This is a genomic window from Serratia sp. KH_031 (assembly GCF_057839655.1).
Genome location: NZ_CM174496.1, coordinates 3,787,244 through 3,804,898, shown reverse-complemented (window position 1 = coordinate 3,804,898; position 17,655 = coordinate 3,787,244). Strand labels below are relative to the sequence as shown.

The 17,655-nt window shown below is 49.2% G+C and carries 15 protein-coding genes; 9 read left to right on the top strand and 6 right to left on the bottom strand.

Annotated elements, in window-relative coordinates:
- Positions 1-75 precede the first annotated feature (75 nt).
- Complete coding sequence (locus AC3ISQ_RS17050) at positions 76-1,341, bottom strand: mechanosensitive ion channel family protein (protein ID WP_489348406.1); 1,266 nt, start codon at positions 1,339-1,341, stop codon at positions 76-78.
- 206 nt (positions 1,342-1,547) lie between these two features.
- Between AC3ISQ_RS17050 and malZ the strand changes: the two genes are divergently transcribed.
- Entirely contained in the window at positions 1,548-3,368 is a 1,821-nt protein-coding gene (gene malZ / locus AC3ISQ_RS17045; protein ID WP_489348404.1) for a maltodextrin glucosidase, read from the top strand.
- 103 nt (positions 3,369-3,471) lie between these two features.
- Here the strand turns inward: malZ and AC3ISQ_RS17040 are convergent, their stop codons facing one another.
- The 4 genes from AC3ISQ_RS17040 to AC3ISQ_RS17025 all read right to left on the bottom strand — a co-directional run bounded on the left by AC3ISQ_RS17040 (position 3,472) and on the right by AC3ISQ_RS17025 (position 8,464).
- A complete protein-coding gene (locus AC3ISQ_RS17040) occupies positions 3,472-4,734 on the bottom strand; it encodes a hypothetical protein (RefSeq protein ID WP_489348403.1) in 1,263 nt (420 codons plus the stop codon).
- 339 nt (positions 4,735-5,073) lie between these two features.
- Positions 5,074-6,852, bottom strand: a complete 1,779-nt coding sequence (ggt, locus tag AC3ISQ_RS17035; RefSeq protein WP_489348401.1) for a gamma-glutamyltransferase — start codon at positions 6,850-6,852, stop codon at positions 5,074-5,076.
- 209 nt (positions 6,853-7,061) lie between these two features.
- Complete coding sequence (locus tag AC3ISQ_RS17030) at positions 7,062-7,664, bottom strand: peroxiredoxin C (RefSeq protein ID WP_489348399.1); 603 nt, start codon at positions 7,662-7,664, stop codon at positions 7,062-7,064.
- 218 nt (positions 7,665-7,882) lie between these two features.
- The gene (locus AC3ISQ_RS17025) at positions 7,883-8,464 is read right to left on the bottom strand and encodes an acyl carrier protein phosphodiesterase (protein WP_489348398.1); all 582 of its coding nucleotides are present in this window, start codon (positions 8,462-8,464) and stop codon (positions 7,883-7,885) included.
- A 453-nt stretch (positions 8,465-8,917) separates the two neighbouring features.
- Here AC3ISQ_RS17025 and AC3ISQ_RS17020 point away from each other — a divergent pair, with 453 nt between their 5' ends.
- From AC3ISQ_RS17020 to secF, 8 genes are all read left to right on the top strand, one after another.
- On the top strand, positions 8,918-9,328 hold the full coding sequence (locus tag AC3ISQ_RS17020; protein ID WP_489353351.1) for a GNAT family N-acetyltransferase: 411 nt from the start codon (positions 8,918-8,920) through the stop codon (positions 9,326-9,328).
- 27 nt (positions 9,329-9,355) lie between these two features.
- Positions 9,356-10,045, top strand: coding sequence for a helix-turn-helix transcriptional regulator (locus tag AC3ISQ_RS17015; protein ID WP_489348396.1), 690 nt, complete (start codon positions 9,356-9,358; stop codon positions 10,043-10,045).
- A gap of 20 nt (positions 10,046-10,065) precedes the next feature.
- Positions 10,066-11,361, top strand: a complete 1,296-nt coding sequence (locus AC3ISQ_RS17010; protein WP_489348394.1) for a cytosine permease — start codon at positions 10,066-10,068, stop codon at positions 11,359-11,361.
- A 190-nt stretch (positions 11,362-11,551) separates the two neighbouring features.
- Positions 11,552-12,622 carry a tRNA preQ1(34) S-adenosylmethionine ribosyltransferase-isomerase QueA gene (queA, locus tag AC3ISQ_RS17005; RefSeq protein ID WP_489353349.1) on the top strand — a complete coding sequence of 357 codons (1,071 nt, stop codon included), beginning with the start codon at positions 11,552-11,554 and terminating at the stop codon, positions 12,620-12,622.
- A 72-nt stretch (positions 12,623-12,694) separates the two neighbouring features.
- The gene (gene tgt / locus AC3ISQ_RS17000) at positions 12,695-13,828 is read left to right on the top strand and encodes a tRNA guanosine(34) transglycosylase Tgt (RefSeq protein WP_489348393.1); all 1,134 of its coding nucleotides are present in this window, start codon (positions 12,695-12,697) and stop codon (positions 13,826-13,828) included.
- 21 nt (positions 13,829-13,849) lie between these two features.
- Positions 13,850-14,182 (top strand): preprotein translocase subunit YajC, encoded by a 333-nt coding sequence (gene yajC, locus AC3ISQ_RS16995; RefSeq protein WP_489348391.1) that lies wholly within the window; start codon positions 13,850-13,852, stop codon positions 14,180-14,182.
- A 24-nt stretch (positions 14,183-14,206) separates the two neighbouring features.
- Positions 14,207-16,054 (top strand): protein translocase subunit SecD, encoded by a 1,848-nt coding sequence (gene secD / locus AC3ISQ_RS16990; RefSeq protein WP_489348389.1) that lies wholly within the window; start codon positions 14,207-14,209, stop codon positions 16,052-16,054.
- Positions 16,055-16,064: 10 nt separating this feature from the next.
- Complete coding sequence (gene secF / locus AC3ISQ_RS16985) at positions 16,065-17,033, top strand: protein translocase subunit SecF (protein ID WP_489348388.1); 969 nt, start codon at positions 16,065-16,067, stop codon at positions 17,031-17,033.
- A gap of 73 nt (positions 17,034-17,106) precedes the next feature.
- On the opposite strand, the gene AC3ISQ_RS16980 is transcribed toward secF, so the two are convergent.
- Positions 17,107-17,640, bottom strand: coding sequence for a SadB/YajI family lipoprotein (locus tag AC3ISQ_RS16980; protein WP_489348386.1), 534 nt, complete (start codon positions 17,638-17,640; stop codon positions 17,107-17,109).
- Between the last annotated feature and the right edge of the window lie 15 nt (positions 17,641-17,655).

Sequence of the window (17,655 nt, the reverse complement as noted above, 5' to 3'; positions counted from 1 at the left end):
AGAGAAGGGGATGGAGATATCTGCTGGCAATTGGCGGAAGATAATTACCAGCAGACATCATTTCGTCAGTTGAGGTCAGGAAATGTTGTCTTCAATATGCTGTGGTGCCAGCATGCAGCGCATGTCGTTACCGGTTGGTGTTTGGTGGATTCGTAGATCAAACTCGCCGATCACAGAATAGATATGGTCAAAAATATCCGACTGAATTCCCTCATATTCTGCCCATACGGTGGTATTGGTGAAGGCATAAATTTCCAGCGGTAGGCCTTCCGGCGTTGGGGCTAACTGGCGCACCATTAACGTCATATGCTGATGAATACCCGGATGTGCACGTAAGTAGGCTTGTAAATAGGCGCGGAAGGTACCGAGATTGGTTAGGCGGCGGCCATTGAGTGGAGAACTGAGATCGAGTTGCACTTGGCGGTTATATTCACCCAATTCTTGGTTTTTATCACTGAGATAGCGTTGTAACAGCGGATTGCGCTCCAGACGCTGTAACGCCTGTTCCGTCAGAAAGTGTACGCTGGTGCCGTCAATATTGAGGCTGCGTTTGATGCGGCGACCACCGGATTCAGACATCGAACGCCAGTTCTTGAACGAGTCGGAAATCAGCGCATAAGTTGGGATGGTGGTGACGGTGTTGTCCCAGTTGCGTACCTTGACGGTGGTCAGCCCGATATCGGTGACCGCACCGTCAGCGCCGTATTTCGGCATTTCCAGCCAATCACCAAGTTTGAGCATATCGTTGGCAGAAAGTTGAATACCGGCGACCAGACCGAGGATCGGATCTTTAAACACCAACATCACTACTGCGGTCATCGCGCCCAATCCACTCAATAGCAGTAGAGGGGACTTACCGATTAACAACGAAATAATAGTGATGCCAATCAGGATCGCCGCAACCAGTTTTACCCCTTGGAAAATGCCGCGCAGAGGTAATTGGTTGGCGAGTGGGTTTTGCCGTAGCATCGCCAGCAATGTATCGAGCAGGGAAAATAGGGACAGCAGGGCGAATATCAGGATCCAGACTTGCGCCGCGGTAGTAATAACCGCTTGTGTTTGTGTGCCGTTATGCAGCCACAATACGGCTTGGATATTGATGATGATCCCTTGCAACAATAACGCCAGGCGCTGAAAAAGTTTGTGCTGCGTAATAGCTTGCTGCCAAGTGTGTTGCGATTGCTGACCACGCCGCAATAGTGGCGTCAATACCAAACGGTGCAGCACCAGATGAATCACCACTGAAACCAGTACGATCAACCCCAACACCATAATCAGCGACATCATGCCGTTGAATTCAATACCAAACTGCGCCAGCCACAAGCTTATTTTTTGTTGCATAACCCCTCGCCAATAAAAAACATCCTATTGTTCAAAAGAGGGATAGCCTACGGTCTGAGGCGCATGATGTATTCCTGTTTACTCTTTTTTACATTGCTTATCCTCTCCACCCCCAGACTCCTCCCTGAAATTACACTGTAAAGATGAGGGGATGTAATGACTCTCGTGGCATGGTGCGCAGTAATTCAATATTGTCGGAGAACTTTATGATTAACGCTTGGCATCTACCTGTTCCTCCTTTCGTGGTGAAAAAAGGGCAACAACTGGAAATCACGCTTTGGCTGCAGGCCGATGAGCTGCCGGAGCAAGTTTTTCTGCGTGCTGAGCCCGATAACGAAGAGTGGTTATTGACCATGAAGGGGCAAACCGTTGATGGACGGCAGCGCTATCGTGCCAATCTGACTCTGAACGAAGGGGAGGCTACGCGTCGTTACTGCTTCAAAATGCTGTGGGCGGATCGTCAACGCTGGCTTGGTCCGTTGGGCTGGTCAGAGACGCCATTGGGGCAGTTAGAACAGTTTGCGCTTGATCAGCCTGATAATGGCCCTGATTGGGTCGCCGATCAGGTGTTCTACCAGATTTTCCCCGATCGTTTTGCCAGCAGCGGGGCAGAGCACGGCATTCAGAGCGGGAGTTACCGCCATCACGCGGCGGGTTGTGATGTGGTGCGCCATGATTGGCATCATCCATTGGATGGCAGTCACGCAGCCTCAACGTTTTATGGCGGTGATTTGGATGGCATCAGTCAACAATTGCCCTATCTACAAAAGTTGGGTGTGACCGCGTTGTACCTCAACCCGATATTCACCGCGCCGAGCGTCCATAAATACGATACTGAAGATTATTATCAGGTTGATCCGTACTTTGGTGGCAATGAGGCGTTGCAACGTTTGCGAGTGAGTACTCACCAGGTGGGTATGAAGCTGGTACTGGACGGCGTGTTTAACCATACCGGCGATTCACATCCATGGTTCGATCGTCATCAACAGGGGGATAATGGCGCCTGTCACCATCCAAATTCACCGTACCGTGGCTGGTTCAATTTCTACCCGGACGGGACGGCGATGAGTTGGAAGGGCAACGCCAGCCTACCGAAGCTGAATTTCGCTGAGTCAGAAGTTGCTGAAGCGATCTACCGCGGGGAAAACAGCGTGGTACGACATTGGTTACGACCGCCGTATAGCATCGATGGTTGGCGGTTGGATGTGGTGCATATGCTGGGTGAAAACGGCAGTGCCAGCGGTAATTTGCGGCATTTGGCAGGGATTTATCAGGCGGCGAAACAGGAAAATCCACAGGCCTATGTGTTTGGCGAGCACTTTGGTGATGCGCGTCGCTGGTTGCACGCTGGAGTAGAAGATGCGGCGATGAACTATATGGGGTTTGCTCTGCCGCTGCGGGCATTTCTGGCAGGCGTAGACGTGGCCCATCATCCTGCTCAAATTGATGCCACCGACTGTGCGCAATGGATGGACGGTTATCGAGCCGGGTTACCGCATAATCGACAATTAATTATGTTTAATCAGTTGGATAGTCATGACACCGCACGTTTCTTCACGCTATTGAATAACAACGCTCGGCGAATGCAGATGGCCGCGGTCTGGCTGATGAGCTGGATCGGTGTGCCTTGCCTGTATTACGGTGATGAAATCGGCTTAGATGGCGATAATGATCCGTTATGCCGTAAGCCGTTCCCGTGGGATGAAAAACAGTGGGATCAGCCGTTGTTGGCGCTATTCCAGCAATTGATCGCACTACGCAAACAGAGTGAAGCGCTGCGTTACGGCGGTTGTCAGGTTCTGTATGCCGAAGGGGAGACGTTGATATTTGTACGTATGTACCAACAAGAACAGGTATTAGTGGCGTTACAGCGCGAGGGTAATAGCTGGGTAACATTACCGCATAGTCCGTTATTGGTCGCGGGGGAATGGCAAAGGCTAGTTGGGGACGGTGAGTTGAGCCATATTCGCCATGGCGAGCAATTGTTATTGACAGCAGAGTCGGCAACATTATGGCGGTTAAAATAATATAAATATACCCGTCATACTTTAAACTGCATTTTTCGTTGAGTTTATTATTAGGCTCTTCCATGAGCCTAATTTCTTCGATATAAATTGCAGATCGATTATGTTAGTTTTTCTTGCAACCTTGAGCCTCAAAATCACTCTTAGACATATAAGTGACGCTAGGGAGATAATCACCCATGGTGGTCACCGCTTGTTGTGGGTCCATAATATTCGGGATGTTTTGTATAGCTTGGGTGAAACTAGTATTAGACAACATATTCCTCATCATCAACATACCATCGTCAAGACGGTCAGCACCATCACCCGCATCGGATAGTTTGATCCAGTTATATCCACACTTATCAATGGCATTAACGGGTTTATCCTGTTCACGGCTAGCGGCGATAACATAATTGTTATCACTATCGGTTTGTAAGTTTTCATCGTAGACACAACCACTGAATTTCTGGGTGTAGAACTCATACGAACAGATTGACCAATAACGCATATCACCAGTGCCCATTATTGGGTCACCTTTGAATGTTTTTGGCGTTGTCGGTAATTTTCCTCTCAGCACAGCCACTTCACCTAAATTACGGCTTAAGGTCGCTTCCAAATATTTGTTATCTGGGTTACCGAATAACGCATTCTTCATTAATGTTCTATACATCACTAACCGATTGACCTGCCAGACTGCAGGGTCTTGCGGCGGTGCGGCAGCGAGGAGTTTAGGGTAAACCTCTTCACTGGGTGGTGGGCCTACGAGTATGTCCTGTGCGGGTTGCAATATGTCACAAGCCTCTTGACCGGTAACCGTGGTTTTGTCTTCATTTTCGACCACTAATTCAGGGAAGCCCACGCCACCTAAAATATCGGTTTTGTCATCTGCAGCATAGATACGATAAAAAACAATCATCTTCCCATCATCTCTATTGGCATATAGCGTGTTGGGTTCTGCGCCAGAGGTTGGTTTTAAACCTTCCTTCAGTTCAATACTATAATTACGTATTTTGGTATTGCGTTGATTGTTTTCGATAAAAGGATTTACCGAACCATCTTGTGCCGGATTGATATGCTGGTCATTAATAATATCTATCCCACTACCTGCATCATTGTAACTGACATAAGAGATATAACGAGCATGTGGATACTGAGCCTGTAAAAACACCTTTTTACCCGCAGGGATGGTAAATTGCGCTGACCAATAATTAGCAAACTCATCAGGTAATAAGCTGGCATTTTTATCGTAAGGGCCGATCCAGAAACAAGTGTTTTTCTCTGGTGGGGGCGGTGAAGGAGACGGTGACGGTGTGAACTCAGTATTGCTAGAGTCACATGCTGATAAAGATAGGAGTATAGCGCAGAGGACAATGGGGTTTTTTCTCATAATATATAATCCTTTTTTATTTTCTAATGTAGGGTGATAAGACATTTACTTTTATATTGTATAATTAACATTGCTAATTAATTTTGGTTGTTTATTTTCTGTATTCCTCCATTTTTTGTTGCATGCTGGAAAGTCTATCCAGAATGTATGTCTCTTATGGACAAAAATTTTAGCAGTAATGTCAAAATTGTTAAAAAATTGTTGGTATTTATTGGTGAATTCAGAATTTGTCGCCTTAGCTGATATATATAAATATCGAATGTAATCTTTGGTAATTATGTTTCTGGTGGATGTGTTATGTGGCAAAAGGATTGGCTCGGTAGTCCGAGCCAATGAGGATCAATAACCTATAGCCGAACCTGCCGGGCGTCGCACGTCGTTAGCACCGTATAGGTAGCCTTCACGCACTTTGCCCGATACCGCTGAGTCATTACCTGAATCTTTAGGTGAAACACCGGCCGCGCCCGGTAAGCCAACCAGAATCAGCTCCGCAGCTCCCCAAGGAGTCTGTTCAACCATCTTGTAGCCCATCTCGTTGAGGATTTTTAGCGTATCGGCAGAAACGCCACGCTGTTCGTAATACACCTCATCCGGCAACCATTGGTGATGAATACGCGGGGCGTCCACCGCTTCTTGTGGTGCCATGCCGTGGTCGATCACATTCAAGGCAGTTTGCAGGGTGATGGTGATAATGCGCGAACCGCCCGGTGAACCGAGAACCATAAATATCTTGTTGTCTTTAGTCACTAGCGTCGGGCTCATCGACGATAGTGGGCGCTTACCGGGGGCGATGGAGTTCGCCGTTCCCTGTACTAATCCGTAGAGGTTTTTCTCACCGACTTTAACCGTGAAATCATCCATTTCATCATTAAGGAAGAAGCCAGTACCCGGAGCAATCACTACCGCGCCAAAGCGACCGTTGACGGTATAGGTAGTCGAAACCGCATTACCATCATGATCGACAATCGAGTAATGAGTGGTTTCCGGTTTTTCATGCGGTTCCATACCCGGTTGGACGTTTTCAGACGGTGTGGCTTTATCTGCCACGATTTTCTTACGGATTTGCTCGGCGTAGCTTTTACTGACCAAACGGTCGATCGGGTTTTTGATAAATTCCGGGTCACCCAGATAGGTGTTGCGATCCATATAGGCATGGCGCATGGCTTCGGTCATGGTATGGATAGCTGCTGCCGAGTTAAAGCCCATACTTTTTAGATCGTAACCCTCAACGATATTGAGGATCTCACACAAGGTCACACCGCCAGAGCTAGGTGGTGGGGCAGAGACAAATTTGTAGCCACGGTAACTACAGGTAATCGGTGCATTCTCGGTCACTTTGTAGTTGGCAAAATCTGCTGCGGTCAAAATGCCGCCGCCTTGCTTTGCCGCTGCTTCAACTGCTTGTGGAATTTTACCTTTATAGAAAGCGTCCGTACCCTGTTCGGCTATTCCTTCTAAGGTATTCGCCAGATCGCTTTGCACCAAACGGTCGCCCGGTTGTAGTGCAGAACCATCAGGACGCAGGAAGATTCTTGCCGCTTCGGGGTCTTGCTTGAAGCGCTTCACGGTGGTGTCGAGGATATCGGTATCGGCGCGGGTTAGTACAAAACCTTCACGCGCCAGTTTGATCGCCGGAGCCATCACCTGTTCACGACTCAGTTTGCCGTATTTAGCGCGTGCAGTTTCCATTCCTAAAACTGTGCCCGGTACGCCTGCTGCCAGATAACCGTATAGACTGGCATCTTTCTTCACTTTACCTTCGGCATCCAGATACATATTGGCGCTAGCACTAGCCGGTGCGGTTTCGCGAAAGTTGATAAAGGTATCAGTGCCATCAGCCAGATGGACGGTCATAAAGCCGCCGCCGCCGATATTGCCGCAACACGGGTTGACCACCGCTTGTGCATAGCCGACGGCGACGGCGGCATCTATCGCGTTACCGCCCAGCTTCAGAATGTCGACCCCAACTTGCGAAGCCAGATGCTGTGATGTCACTACCATGCCATTTTTTGCCTCGACTGCGGGATTTGATGCTGCGTACAGGCTGCTGCTGACCAACAATGCCGCGAGGGTCAGCGGTTGACTCCATTTTTGTAAAACCCTTTTTTGTAAAAACATAGCTATTCCTACCCTGTCAGTTTTTATTGTGATGACTTGCCCTTCCTTGGCGTGCAAAGAACAGGCCAGCCTGATCAGCGTAGTCGTAAAATGGGGTGTTAGCCGGATTGAAATGATGAATTGTGAACGTAAACAAGGAAATGAGGTGATATTGAGCTAATAAAAAACCGGCCTGCAGAGCAGGCCGGTTTATTCACTTCAGGCTGTAATTACAGCTTGGCAGCGTTTTCAGACAGGTATTTAGCTACGCCGTCTGGAGATGCGCCCATACCTGCTTTGCCTTTTTCCCACTGAGCTGGGCACACTTCGCCGTGCTCTTCGTGGAATTGCAGCGCGTCAACGGTACGGATCATTTCGTCGATGTTACGGCCGATTGGCAGGTCGTTAACAACCTGAGCACGCACGATGCCATCTTTGTCGATCAGGAAAGAACCACGCAGAGCAACGCCTGCTTCTGGGTGTTCAATACCGTAAGCTTTCTGGATTTCGCGTTTGATATCCGCAACCATCGCGTATTTCACTTCGCCGATGCCGCCGTTCTCGACAGGGGTTTTACGCCATGCGTTATGGACAAATTCAGAGTCGAAAGAAACACCAACAACTTCAACACCACGCTTTTGGAACTCTTCATAGCGGTGATCGAAAGCGATCAGCTCAGAAGGGCAGACAAAAGTGAAGTCCATCGGCCAGAAGAACAGTACCGCTGGTTTGCCGTTCAGGTGCTTTTTCAGGTTGAAGTTTTCAACGATTTCGCCACTGCCCAGTACGGCAGCTGCGGTGAAGTCAGGGGCTTGACGAGTTACCAGGACCATAATTACTCCTGTAATAGGTATTAAGGGTTGATGTAAAAAACTTGGGCCAGTATAGGGGGCATGCTCCAGTGAATAAAGGGCATAAAACCAATCGGTGAGATAGTTTTTACCTATCGAACTCATCGATTAAATCTGGCGAGGTTTAAAAATAACCTTTTCTCAGCAAAGGGCAAGCGATAAAAGAGCATTCTTTGCAAAGGCTCGAATTTTCAATGAGTTCAAAGATTCTTATCTTTCGCTTGCTGCATCATCTGTGGGTAAAACTGCCAGAAATGTGTTTCAAGTTGATGATAATTACGCTCAATATCAGCGAAAGATCCGGCCAGCGCACTCAAGCGCGGGCGGCGGCTCGCCATGCCCTGTAACACTTTTGCGATGAATGACAAGTCGGCGTAACGCTCCAACCAGCGCTCAGACCACAGATAATGATTCATGTTTTGAAAGCGTTCGGGCGTCAGTGATAGATGCGGTTCGATCTGGTGACGTGCACTTTGTATAAAGTCAGGCAGGCTTTGCGATGGCTCTAATTGCTGCCAGTGGCGAGCGAGAAAGTGATCCCACACCACGTCTAGCGTGATTGGTGCGACACGGCGGTACTCATCGCTGAAATAGTCACGGCAGGCTTTTACCTGCGGTAAGGAATCGGTCATCATATCGACACGGCGATGCAGCATGATACCGGAGATAACCTCGAGATCGTATTGACCTGCGGGGTTGCCACGCACAAAGTCAGCCATGAGGTTGCCTAGCAGCGAACTGTGCGCCAGCGAGGCTAAATGGAGATGAGCGAGAAAATTCATGCAGTTATTTTTTACCTAACTAATTCGGTTTGCATTGAAACATTGGCTGCGAGCTGATGGCAAGGGCGATTTATCTCAACCACACTGACTAACAACCGGAATCGGTAGCGATTCGGCTGCGTATTTATCGTTAATAGTAGTGAGTTTTGGAGTGAAAAGTAGGCGTGTTATTAATGTAGGCTCCCCGTTGGCAAGTTAGCTTGCTCTGTCCGGCGGAGCCAATGGCACTAATATTATTCCCAAATAGGTCCCTGGTGAGGCACAATTTAGGACAGAATGGTCAGGGTTTACTGCTGTCTTTAACCCTACGGTAACGACTATAGCCCTCTGTCTGTATTGTGGTAGGGGTGAAAACCACTCTTGTAATACATTAGTAAAAATGATAATAAACGCCATTGAGGGGAAATGAATTTATTAAAATTTCAATCATTTAATCATGGTGTTATATTAAAAATGAATATCAATGTTACCGACCAACCCAAGTCGCAAGATGAAGATTTCGTTATCGCCAGTCTCTGGGCTCACAACCATAAATCCCAACCTGTTGACATTCACCCACTGTTTTTGACCGTTACCGATGATGACAATCAAATTGTTGCAGGTCTGGTCGCCCGTACATGGTGGGGAGGGTTAGAAGTGCAATATCTCTGGGTTGGCGATCAATACCGCAAGAGTGGCTATGGGCTTCAATTGATGTTGAAGGCCGAAGAAGAAGCCCGCAAACGCGGTTGTCATATGGCCTATGTCGATACGTTTGACTTCCAGGCCAGAGGTTTTTACGAAAAGCTCGGTTATCGGGTATACGGCGATCTGAGCGGTTATGCGCACCGTTACACCCGCCACTATCTAGCGAAAGACCTTTAAAGCGACTGCAACAGATCTGAGGTAGGCATGAATTCTTCCTATAAAAATAATGAATATTATTTTAAAGGACTCATTCTCATGATGGAGCATCTGAGTGAACCTTGGGGTATTAAAGACCATCAATCTTGTCATATCTATATGAACCAAGCTGCCTACCTCTATACCAATACGCCACTCAACTTTGATGTTGCTGGTAAATGGGATCATGAATTTCCTGCTGATTGGGCTGAATGTGCATCCGATTTTATCGAGCACGATAAGAAGGCTGAGGAATCTCGCGACCGGGTCAGCGTGATAGAAACGCATTATTGGTACGGGAGAGACACTCTGGCGCCGTTTATCAGCGAAAAAATACCCATATACAATGATGATAAACAGGTGATCGGTGTGATATGGAACGCCAAACCGATGAGCAGTCTGTCGCCGTTAAAATATATTAACCGACAGAAACCCAGTGTATTAACTACCGAAGTGAATAATGAATTATTCACTCGTGCCGAACTCGACGTTATATTTTTAATGTTACAGCGGTTTGCGGTTAAAGAAATGGCAAAAATATATAACGTCAGTAATAAGACCATAGAAAATAGAATATATAACATTTATCAGAAAGCCAACGTCCACACGCAGCAGCAATTTGAAGAGTTTTGCAAAGATGCCTGCCTGGATAATTATATTCCCGATCGCCTGATAACCAAAGGCATCCAGTTTATTTGAATCGTAAGGAATACCTCACTGTGATTAAGATTGAAGATTATCCGCTCACCCGGGTGCCGCAAGATAAAAGAGTTTCATTTTTAAGTGTGGCTCTGGTGCATATGGGCATGTTGACCGCTCTGGATCAGTTTATGCTCGGCGCGGTACTCGGTAATTCCATGACCTTGATTGATGCTTTCAGTGCCATTTTTATCGGTAGCCTGATCTTTGGCGTGGTGACCTACGGCCTTGGGCTGGCGGGAATGCGCGAAGGGATTTCCGGCAGCTTGCTGGCACGTTGGTGCGGTTTTGGTCGATTAGGATCGGTATTGATAGGCGTGGTGGTAGCGGTCAGTTTACTGGGGTGGTTTGGCATCCAGAACGCTATCTTTGCCAAGTCGCTCGATTTCGCCTTGGGTAATAAACTGGGTTTTGGCCTGGCCGCAGGTTTGTCCGGCGGTCTATTGACGATTCTGGTGGCGTTTGGCTTTAAAGCACTCCGTATCGCCGCGCGTATTGCCGTGCCAATGTTCATCATGCTAGTCGCTTTTATCTCTGTCACTGCTTTGTCAGGCCATAACTTGCAGGAAATCATTCATTTGATGCCTGTCGGTGAGCCGTTGACCATCAGCGCTGGCATTACTATTGTTGTTGGTGGCGCCATTGTCGCTAGCTTGATGACGCCTGATCTGACTCGTTATTCTAAAAACAGCAAGCACGTGCTCGGCGTGACGATTTTCACCATCGTTGCCGGTGAGTTTGTGGTTAATGGCTTGGCACTGCTGATTGCCAAAACACTCGGCACTGCAGATGTGGTCACTATTATGTCGCAGGCCGCGGGTGGTGTGGGCCTGTTGGTGGTGGTGTTTTCTACTCTGCGGGTCAACGATCTCAACTTGTATTCATCTTCACTCGGTATCGTCAACGCGGTCGAAGGTGTCACTGGCAAAAAGCTGAAATATACTTACACCACGCTGGTAATTGGTATTTTGGGTACCACGCTGTCAGTTTTGGGGATACTCGATCGCTTCGTGGATTTCTTGACCCTACTCGGTGTGGTGTTCCCGCCGATTATTGGCATCATGCTGGTGGATTATTATCTGTTGCGCAGTCACCGTAAGATCCTTGATGACAGCCGCCGCGAAGGCAAATTACCCGATGAAACCCCGACGATTGGTTGGGCGGCGATCATCGCCAGCATTGTCGGTGGTGTCGTTGGGCTGGCGATCGAATGGGGAGTACCTACGATCAACTCATTGTTGGCCGCCAGCCTGCTTTATTGGGTTACCAAACTGGCGTTTAGCCGCGTAAGAAAACCACTCACTACGCTCAACTGACTCTGAACTTACCAACACTCCCATTGCTGAGGAGTGTTGGTGCTCTACCCATGACGATTTGAGCCCAACAAAGAGGTGGTCTGAAGGATGACCGGAAAACTTGCGGGCATCCATATACAATAGATCCCTTGCTGCTTATCCTTCGCACCTTTAGACTATAGCGCTTATTTTTTACCTGAAGTGAATGTCCATGCGCGTTGCCGATTTTTCTTTTGAGCTTCCTGATTCCTTGATTGCCCGTTATCCACAACCGGAGCGCAGCGCCTGTCGCCTGTTGCAACTGGATGGACCGAGTGGGGAGTTGACGCATGCGGTATTCACCGATCTGCTGGATAAACTGGAAGCGGGCGATCTGCTGGTATTCAACAATACCCGCGTGATCCCGGCGCGCATGTTTGGTCGTAAAGCCAGCGGCGGCAAAATTGAAGTATTGGTCGAGCGGGTGTTGGACGACAAACGCGTGTTGGCACATGTGCGTGCCTCGAAAGCACCAAAGCCGGGCGCTGACTTGCTGCTGGGCGATGATGAAAGTATTCAAGCCACGATGGTGGCACGCCACGATACGCTGTTCGAACTGCGTTTCAACGATGAGCGTGATGTCTTTAGCATTCTTAATGCCGTAGGGCATATGCCATTACCGCCGTATATCGATCGCCCTGATGAAGATGCTGACCGTGAATTATACCAAACCGTGTATAGTCAGAAGCTTGGCGCAGTCGCGGCACCGACCGCGGGTTTGCACTTTGATGAGCCTTTGTTGGCGGCACTGCGTGCAAAAGGTATCGAAATGGCGTTTGTCACTCTGCACGTCGGCGCGGGGACTTTCCAGCCAGTGCGGGTCGAAACCATTGAAGAGCACGTGATGCATGCGGAATACGCCGAAGTACCGCAGGATGTCGTAGATGCCGTGTTGGCCTGTAAGGCGCGCGGTAAGCGAGTTGTCGCGGTAGGAACCACCTCGGTGCGTTCGTTAGAAAGCGCCGCTAATGCCAGCAAAGACGCGTTGATCGCCCCGTTCTTTGGCGACACCAGCATTTTTATTTTCCCTGGCTACCATTATCAAGTGGTCGACGCGCTAGTGACCAATTTCCACCTGCCTGAATCAACACTGATCATGCTGGTTTCCGCTTTTGCCGGCTATAAGAACACCATGAACGCCTACCAACAGGCGGTGGCGGAACAATATCGTTTCTTTAGTTATGGTGATGCGATGTTTATCAGCCGTAACCCGTTGGCGGAACAAGAAATCGTCGGCGAATAAATTTTTGGGCTGCGCAACTGGCGTGGCTCTATGTTAATGACGTCAGACTGTATCTCTGACGCTGGAGGCTTTGTGAAGTACGAATTACAAACTACCGATGGCCGTGCTCGTCGTGGTCGCTTGGTCTTTGACCGTGGCGTGGTGGAAACGCCGGCCTTTATGCCGGTCGGTACCTACGGCACGGTTAAAGGCATGACGCCGGAAGAAGTGAAAGAAACTGGCGCGCAGATCCTGTTGGGTAACACCTTCCATCTGTGGCTGCGTCCGGGGCAGGAGATCATGAAACTGCACGGCGATCTGCATGACTTTATGCAGTGGCACGGTCCGATCCTCACCGATTCCGGTGGCTTCCAGGTGTTCAGCTTGGGCGCGATGCGTAAAATCAAAGAGGAAGGCGTTTATTTCCGTAACCCGATCAACGGCGATAAAGTTTTCCTTAGCCCAGAAAAATCGATGGAAATTCAATACGATTTGGGTTCCGATATTGTAATGATTTTTGACGAATGTACGCCTTATCCGGCGGATTGGGATTACGCCAAGCGTTCGATGGAGATGTCTTTACGTTGGGCGCAGCGCAGCCGGACGCGTTTTGATGAGCTGAATAACAAAAATGCATTATTTGGCATTATTCAGGGCGGTGTTTACGAAGATTTACGAGATGTATCAGTAAAAGGACTGGTAGATATCGGCTTTGATGGTTACGCTGTGGGCGGCTTGGCGGTAGGTGAGCCAAAAGAGGACATGCACCGCATTCTCGAACATGTTTGCCCACAAATTCCAGAAGATAAGCCTCGCTATCTGATGGGCGTCGGCAAGCCAGAAGATTTGGTGGAAGGCGTACGTCGTGGCATCGACATGTTTGACTGCGTCATGCCAACGCGTAATGCCCGTAACGGCCATCTGTTCGTGACCGATGGTGTAGTAAAAATCCGCAATGCCAAGCACAAGGATGATACTTCCCCGTTGGACTCTGAATGTGACTGCTACACTTGTCGTCATTACAGCCGCGCCTATTTGCACCATCTCGATCGCTGCAACGAAATACTGGGTGCCCGGTTGAACACTATTCATAACCTGCGCTATTACCAACGCTTGATGGCGGGTTTACGTCAGGCTATTGAAGAAGGTAAATTAGAGCAGTTTGTGACAGATTTCTATGGTCGGATCGGTAAGCCGGTTCCACCTTTGAATACTTTAAATAATTAATAACTGAATGAGGGATTTTCAATGAGCTTTTTAATTTCTGACGCCGTTGCATCCGCTGGGGCTCCGGCTCAGGGAAGCCCGTACTCTCTGATCATCATGCTGGTGGTATTTGGTCTGATCTTCTATTTCATGATCCTGCGCCCACAGCAGAAACGCGCTAAAGATCACAAGAAATTGATGGACTCTATCGATAAGGGTGATGAAGTGTTGACGACCGGTGGTTTGATTGGCCGTGTGACCAAAGTCGGCGAAACCGGCATTATCGCTATCGCGTTGAATGACACCACGGAAGTGATGATTAAACGTGACTTCGTGGCGGCCGTTCTGCCGAAAGGCACCATGAAGGCCCTGTAATTTTTTTTCCCTAAGGGAATTGCCGTGCTAAACCGTTATCCTTTGTGGAAGTATCTGATGTTGATCGTTGTGATCCTCGTCGGTCTGCTTTATGCGCTTCCCAACATTTATGGTGAGGATCCGGCTGTACAAATCACTGGCGCGCGCGGTGTCGCCGCCAGTGAAGCTACACTGGACCAAGTCCGTACCGTATTAGAAAAAGACAAAATTGCGAGCAAATCGATCGCGCTGGAAAATGGCGCTATCTTGGCTCGCTTCAACAGTCCTGATATTCAGCTGCAAGCCCGTGAAGCGTTGATGAACGAGCTGGGCGACAAATTTGTCGTTGCGTTGAACTTGGCTCCAGCGACGCCAAAATGGTTGGCTATGCTGGGCGCAGAGCCAATGAAATTGGGTCTGGATTTACGTGGTGGTGTGCACTTCCTGATGGAAGTTGACATGGATACCGCGCTGAGCAAACTGCAAGAACAAACTATGGATACCCTACGCACTGAACTGCGTGAAAAGGGCATTCCTTACGCCACTATCCGCAAGTTGGACAACAACGGTGTGGAAGTGCGCTTCCGTGATGACGCCGCACGCGATGAGGCGATCAGCTACATTTCTCCACGCCAACGTGATCTGGTGCTTTCTGCCAATGGTGCCAATACCATGAAAGCGACGCTGACGGACGCCCGTCTGAGCGAAGCGCGTGAATATGCGGTGCAGCAGAACATCACCATCCTGCGTAACCGTGTAAACCAACTGGGTGTTGCCGAACCGTTGGTACAACGTCAGGGTTCTGACCGTATCGTGGTTGAATTACCGGGTATCCAAGATACCGCGCGTGCCAAAGAGATTCTGGGTGCGACGGCCACATTGGAATTCCGCTTGGTTAACACCAACGTGGACGCAACGGCGGCGGCCAATGGCCGTGTACCGGGCGACTCCGAGGTGAAATATACTCGTGAAGGCCAGCCGATTGTGCTGTACAAGCGCGTGATTTTAACCGGTGACCACATTACCGATTCCACTTCCAGCACTGATGAATATAACCAACCCCAGGTTAATATCTCGCTGGATAGCGCGGGTGGCACGAGCATGTCTAACTTCACCAAGGACAACATCGGTAAACCGATGGCGACCTTGTTTGTGGAGTATAAAGACAGCGGTAAGAAAGATGCCAAAGGTCGTGGGATTCTGGTGAAGCAGGAAGAAGTGATCAACGTGGCGAATATTCAGTCACGCTTGGGTAACAGCTTCCGTATTACCGGTATTAATAACCCGAACGAAGCGCGTCAGCTCTCGCTGCTGTTGCGTGCCGGTGCCCTGATTGCGCCAATCCAGATCGTGGAAGAGCGTACAATCGGCCCAACACTGGGACAACAGAACATCACCCAAGGCCTGGAAGCTTGCCTGTGGGGCTTGGTGGCTTCGATCGTGTTCATGGTGGTTTGGTATCGTAAGTTCGGCATGATCGCGACCACCGCGCTGGTGGCTAACTTGGTGCTGATTGTCGGTGTGATGTCCTTGCTGCCGGGGGCGACGCTGACCATGCCGGGTATTGCCGGTATCGTGCTGACGCTGGCGGTGGCGGTTGACGCCAACGTACTGATAAACGAACGTATCAAGGAAGAAATCAAGAACGGACGTTCTATCCAGCAGGCGATCCATGAAGGCTATAAAGGCGCGTTCTCCAGTATTGTTGACGCCAACATCACCACTTTGATTACCGCGATCATTCTGTACGCAGTGGGTACCGGTTCGATCAAAGGCTTTGCGATTACGACCGCGATTGGTGTTGTGACTTCAATGTTCACCGCGATCGTCGGTACCCGTGCCATTGTCAACCTGCTTTACGGCGGCAAGCGCATTAACAAGCTGTCTATCTGAGGAGTGTGTTGTGGCACAGGATTATACTGTTGAGCAACTCAACTATGGCCGTAAAGTCTATGACTTTATGCGCTGGGATTACGTGGCCTTCGGCATCTCGCTGGTGCTGTTGATCGCGTCTATCTCTATTATGTCGGTTCGCGGCTTTAACTGGGGCTTGGATTTCACTGGTGGTACGGTGATCGAAGTTAACCTGTCACAGCCTGCTAATCTGGACTTGATGCGCGATACGTTGGAGAAAGCCGGGTTTGACGATCCGATTATCCAAAACTTTGGTAGCAGCCGCGATGTGATGGTGCGTATGCCTCCGGTGACTGGCCCTGCGGGTCAGGAACTGGGTAACAAAGTGATCAGCGTGATCAACGCTTCGGTGGACAAAGACGCTACGGTAAAACGTGTTGAATTTGTCGGGCCGAGTGTCGGTAGCGAATTGGCGCAAAACGGCGGCATGGCGCTGCTAGTGGCGTTGATTTCGATTCTGATTTACGTTGGCTTCCGCTTCGAATGGCGTCTGGCGATGGGGGCGGTTATCGCTCTGGCGCACGACGTGGTGATCACTCTGGGCGTGCTGTCGTTGTTCCGTATCGAGATTGATTTGACCATCATCGCTTCATTGATGTCGGTTATCGGTTACTCGCTGAACGATAGTATCGTGGTCTCTGACCGTATTCGTGAGAACTTCCGCAAGATCCGTCGTGGTACACCTTACGAAATCTTTAACGTGTCATTGACTCAAACGCTGAGCCGTACCTTGATGACTTCCGGTACTACCCTGATGGTGGTGCTGATGCTGTACATCTTTGGTGGCGCGATGCTGCATGGCTTCTCGCTGGCGATGCTGATTGGTGTTTCGATCGGTACTATATCCTCTATTTACGTCGCCTCTGCGCTGGCGTTGAAACTGGGTATGAAGCGTGAACACATACTGCAACAGAAAGTAGAGAAAGAGGGCGCAGATCAGCCTTCTATCCTGCCTTAAGTTGCTGGCTGTTCGGCCAAATAGAAAAGGAGCGCCAATTGGTGCTCCTTTTTGCTTTCAAAACAACCCATTATTATTTCGCTGCCACGCTATGCAAACGCAGATAACCCAATTGTTCTGGCGTCACACCACTCAAACGTAGCTCGAAGCTTTGTTCAGTTTGTGGCAGCAGAGATTCGGCACTTTGGATCGATTGCGACAACGCGGTTGCTGGCAGTGGCATTCCGGTGGTTTGATCCACTTGCCCCCATTCAACTGTGGCGGTAAACGGTGCCAGATATTGGCTGGAAAGCGTGCGGATGTGCAACATGGCTTGAGCACCATTGGCTTCGGCTTTGACATGGGTGATGAAAACGCTCAGTTCACCGATACTGGTTTGCAACTTAGCGGCATTATTGGCCGCAGGCAGCAAATAGACGCCGCTGGTAGAGTTTTTATTTAACTGATTTTGACGTTCAAGCGCACTGGCCTGATCGGTCAGTAACGTAATCATCTGGTTCATTTCCGCCACTTGATTTTGCAACTCTGGGACGGCGCGGTTTTGGGCACAGCCTGCCAATAAAGTCACAAATGTGATCAAGCAGACTTTGCGATAACTGATTGCCATTGCGGTGATTTCCTC

What these genes read in the sequence shown, in the direction of transcription:
- AC3ISQ_RS17025 (WP_489348398.1), bottom strand. Translation starts at nt 8,464, where the DNA reads ATGAATTTTCTCGCTCATCTCCATTTAGCCTCGCTGGCGCACAGTTCG.
- yajC (WP_489348391.1), top strand. Translation starts at nt 13,850, where the DNA reads ATGAGCTTTTTAATTTCTGACGCCGTTGCATCCGCTGGGGCTCCGGCT.
- ggt (WP_489348401.1), bottom strand. Translation starts at nt 6,852, where the DNA reads ATGTTTTTACAAAAAAGGGTTTTACAAAAATGGAGTCAACCGCTGACC.
- AC3ISQ_RS17050 (WP_489348406.1), bottom strand. Translation starts at nt 1,341, where the DNA reads ATGCAACAAAAAATAAGCTTGTGGCTGGCGCAGTTTGGTATTGAATTC.
- AC3ISQ_RS17015 (WP_489348396.1), top strand. Translation starts at nt 9,356, where the DNA reads ATGAATTCTTCCTATAAAAATAATGAATATTATTTTAAAGGACTCATT.
- AC3ISQ_RS17040 (WP_489348403.1), bottom strand. Translation starts at nt 4,734, where the DNA reads ATGAGAAAAAACCCCATTGTCCTCTGCGCTATACTCCTATCTTTATCA.
- AC3ISQ_RS17020 (WP_489353351.1), top strand. Translation starts at nt 8,918, where the DNA reads ATGAATATCAATGTTACCGACCAACCCAAGTCGCAAGATGAAGATTTC.
- AC3ISQ_RS17030 (WP_489348399.1), bottom strand. Translation starts at nt 7,664, where the DNA reads ATGGTCCTGGTAACTCGTCAAGCCCCTGACTTCACCGCAGCTGCCGTA.
- queA (WP_489353349.1), top strand. Translation starts at nt 11,552, where the DNA reads ATGCGCGTTGCCGATTTTTCTTTTGAGCTTCCTGATTCCTTGATTGCC.
- AC3ISQ_RS16980 (WP_489348386.1), bottom strand. Translation starts at nt 17,640, where the DNA reads ATGGCAATCAGTTATCGCAAAGTCTGCTTGATCACATTTGTGACTTTA.
- malZ (WP_489348404.1), top strand. Translation starts at nt 1,548, where the DNA reads ATGATTAACGCTTGGCATCTACCTGTTCCTCCTTTCGTGGTGAAAAAA.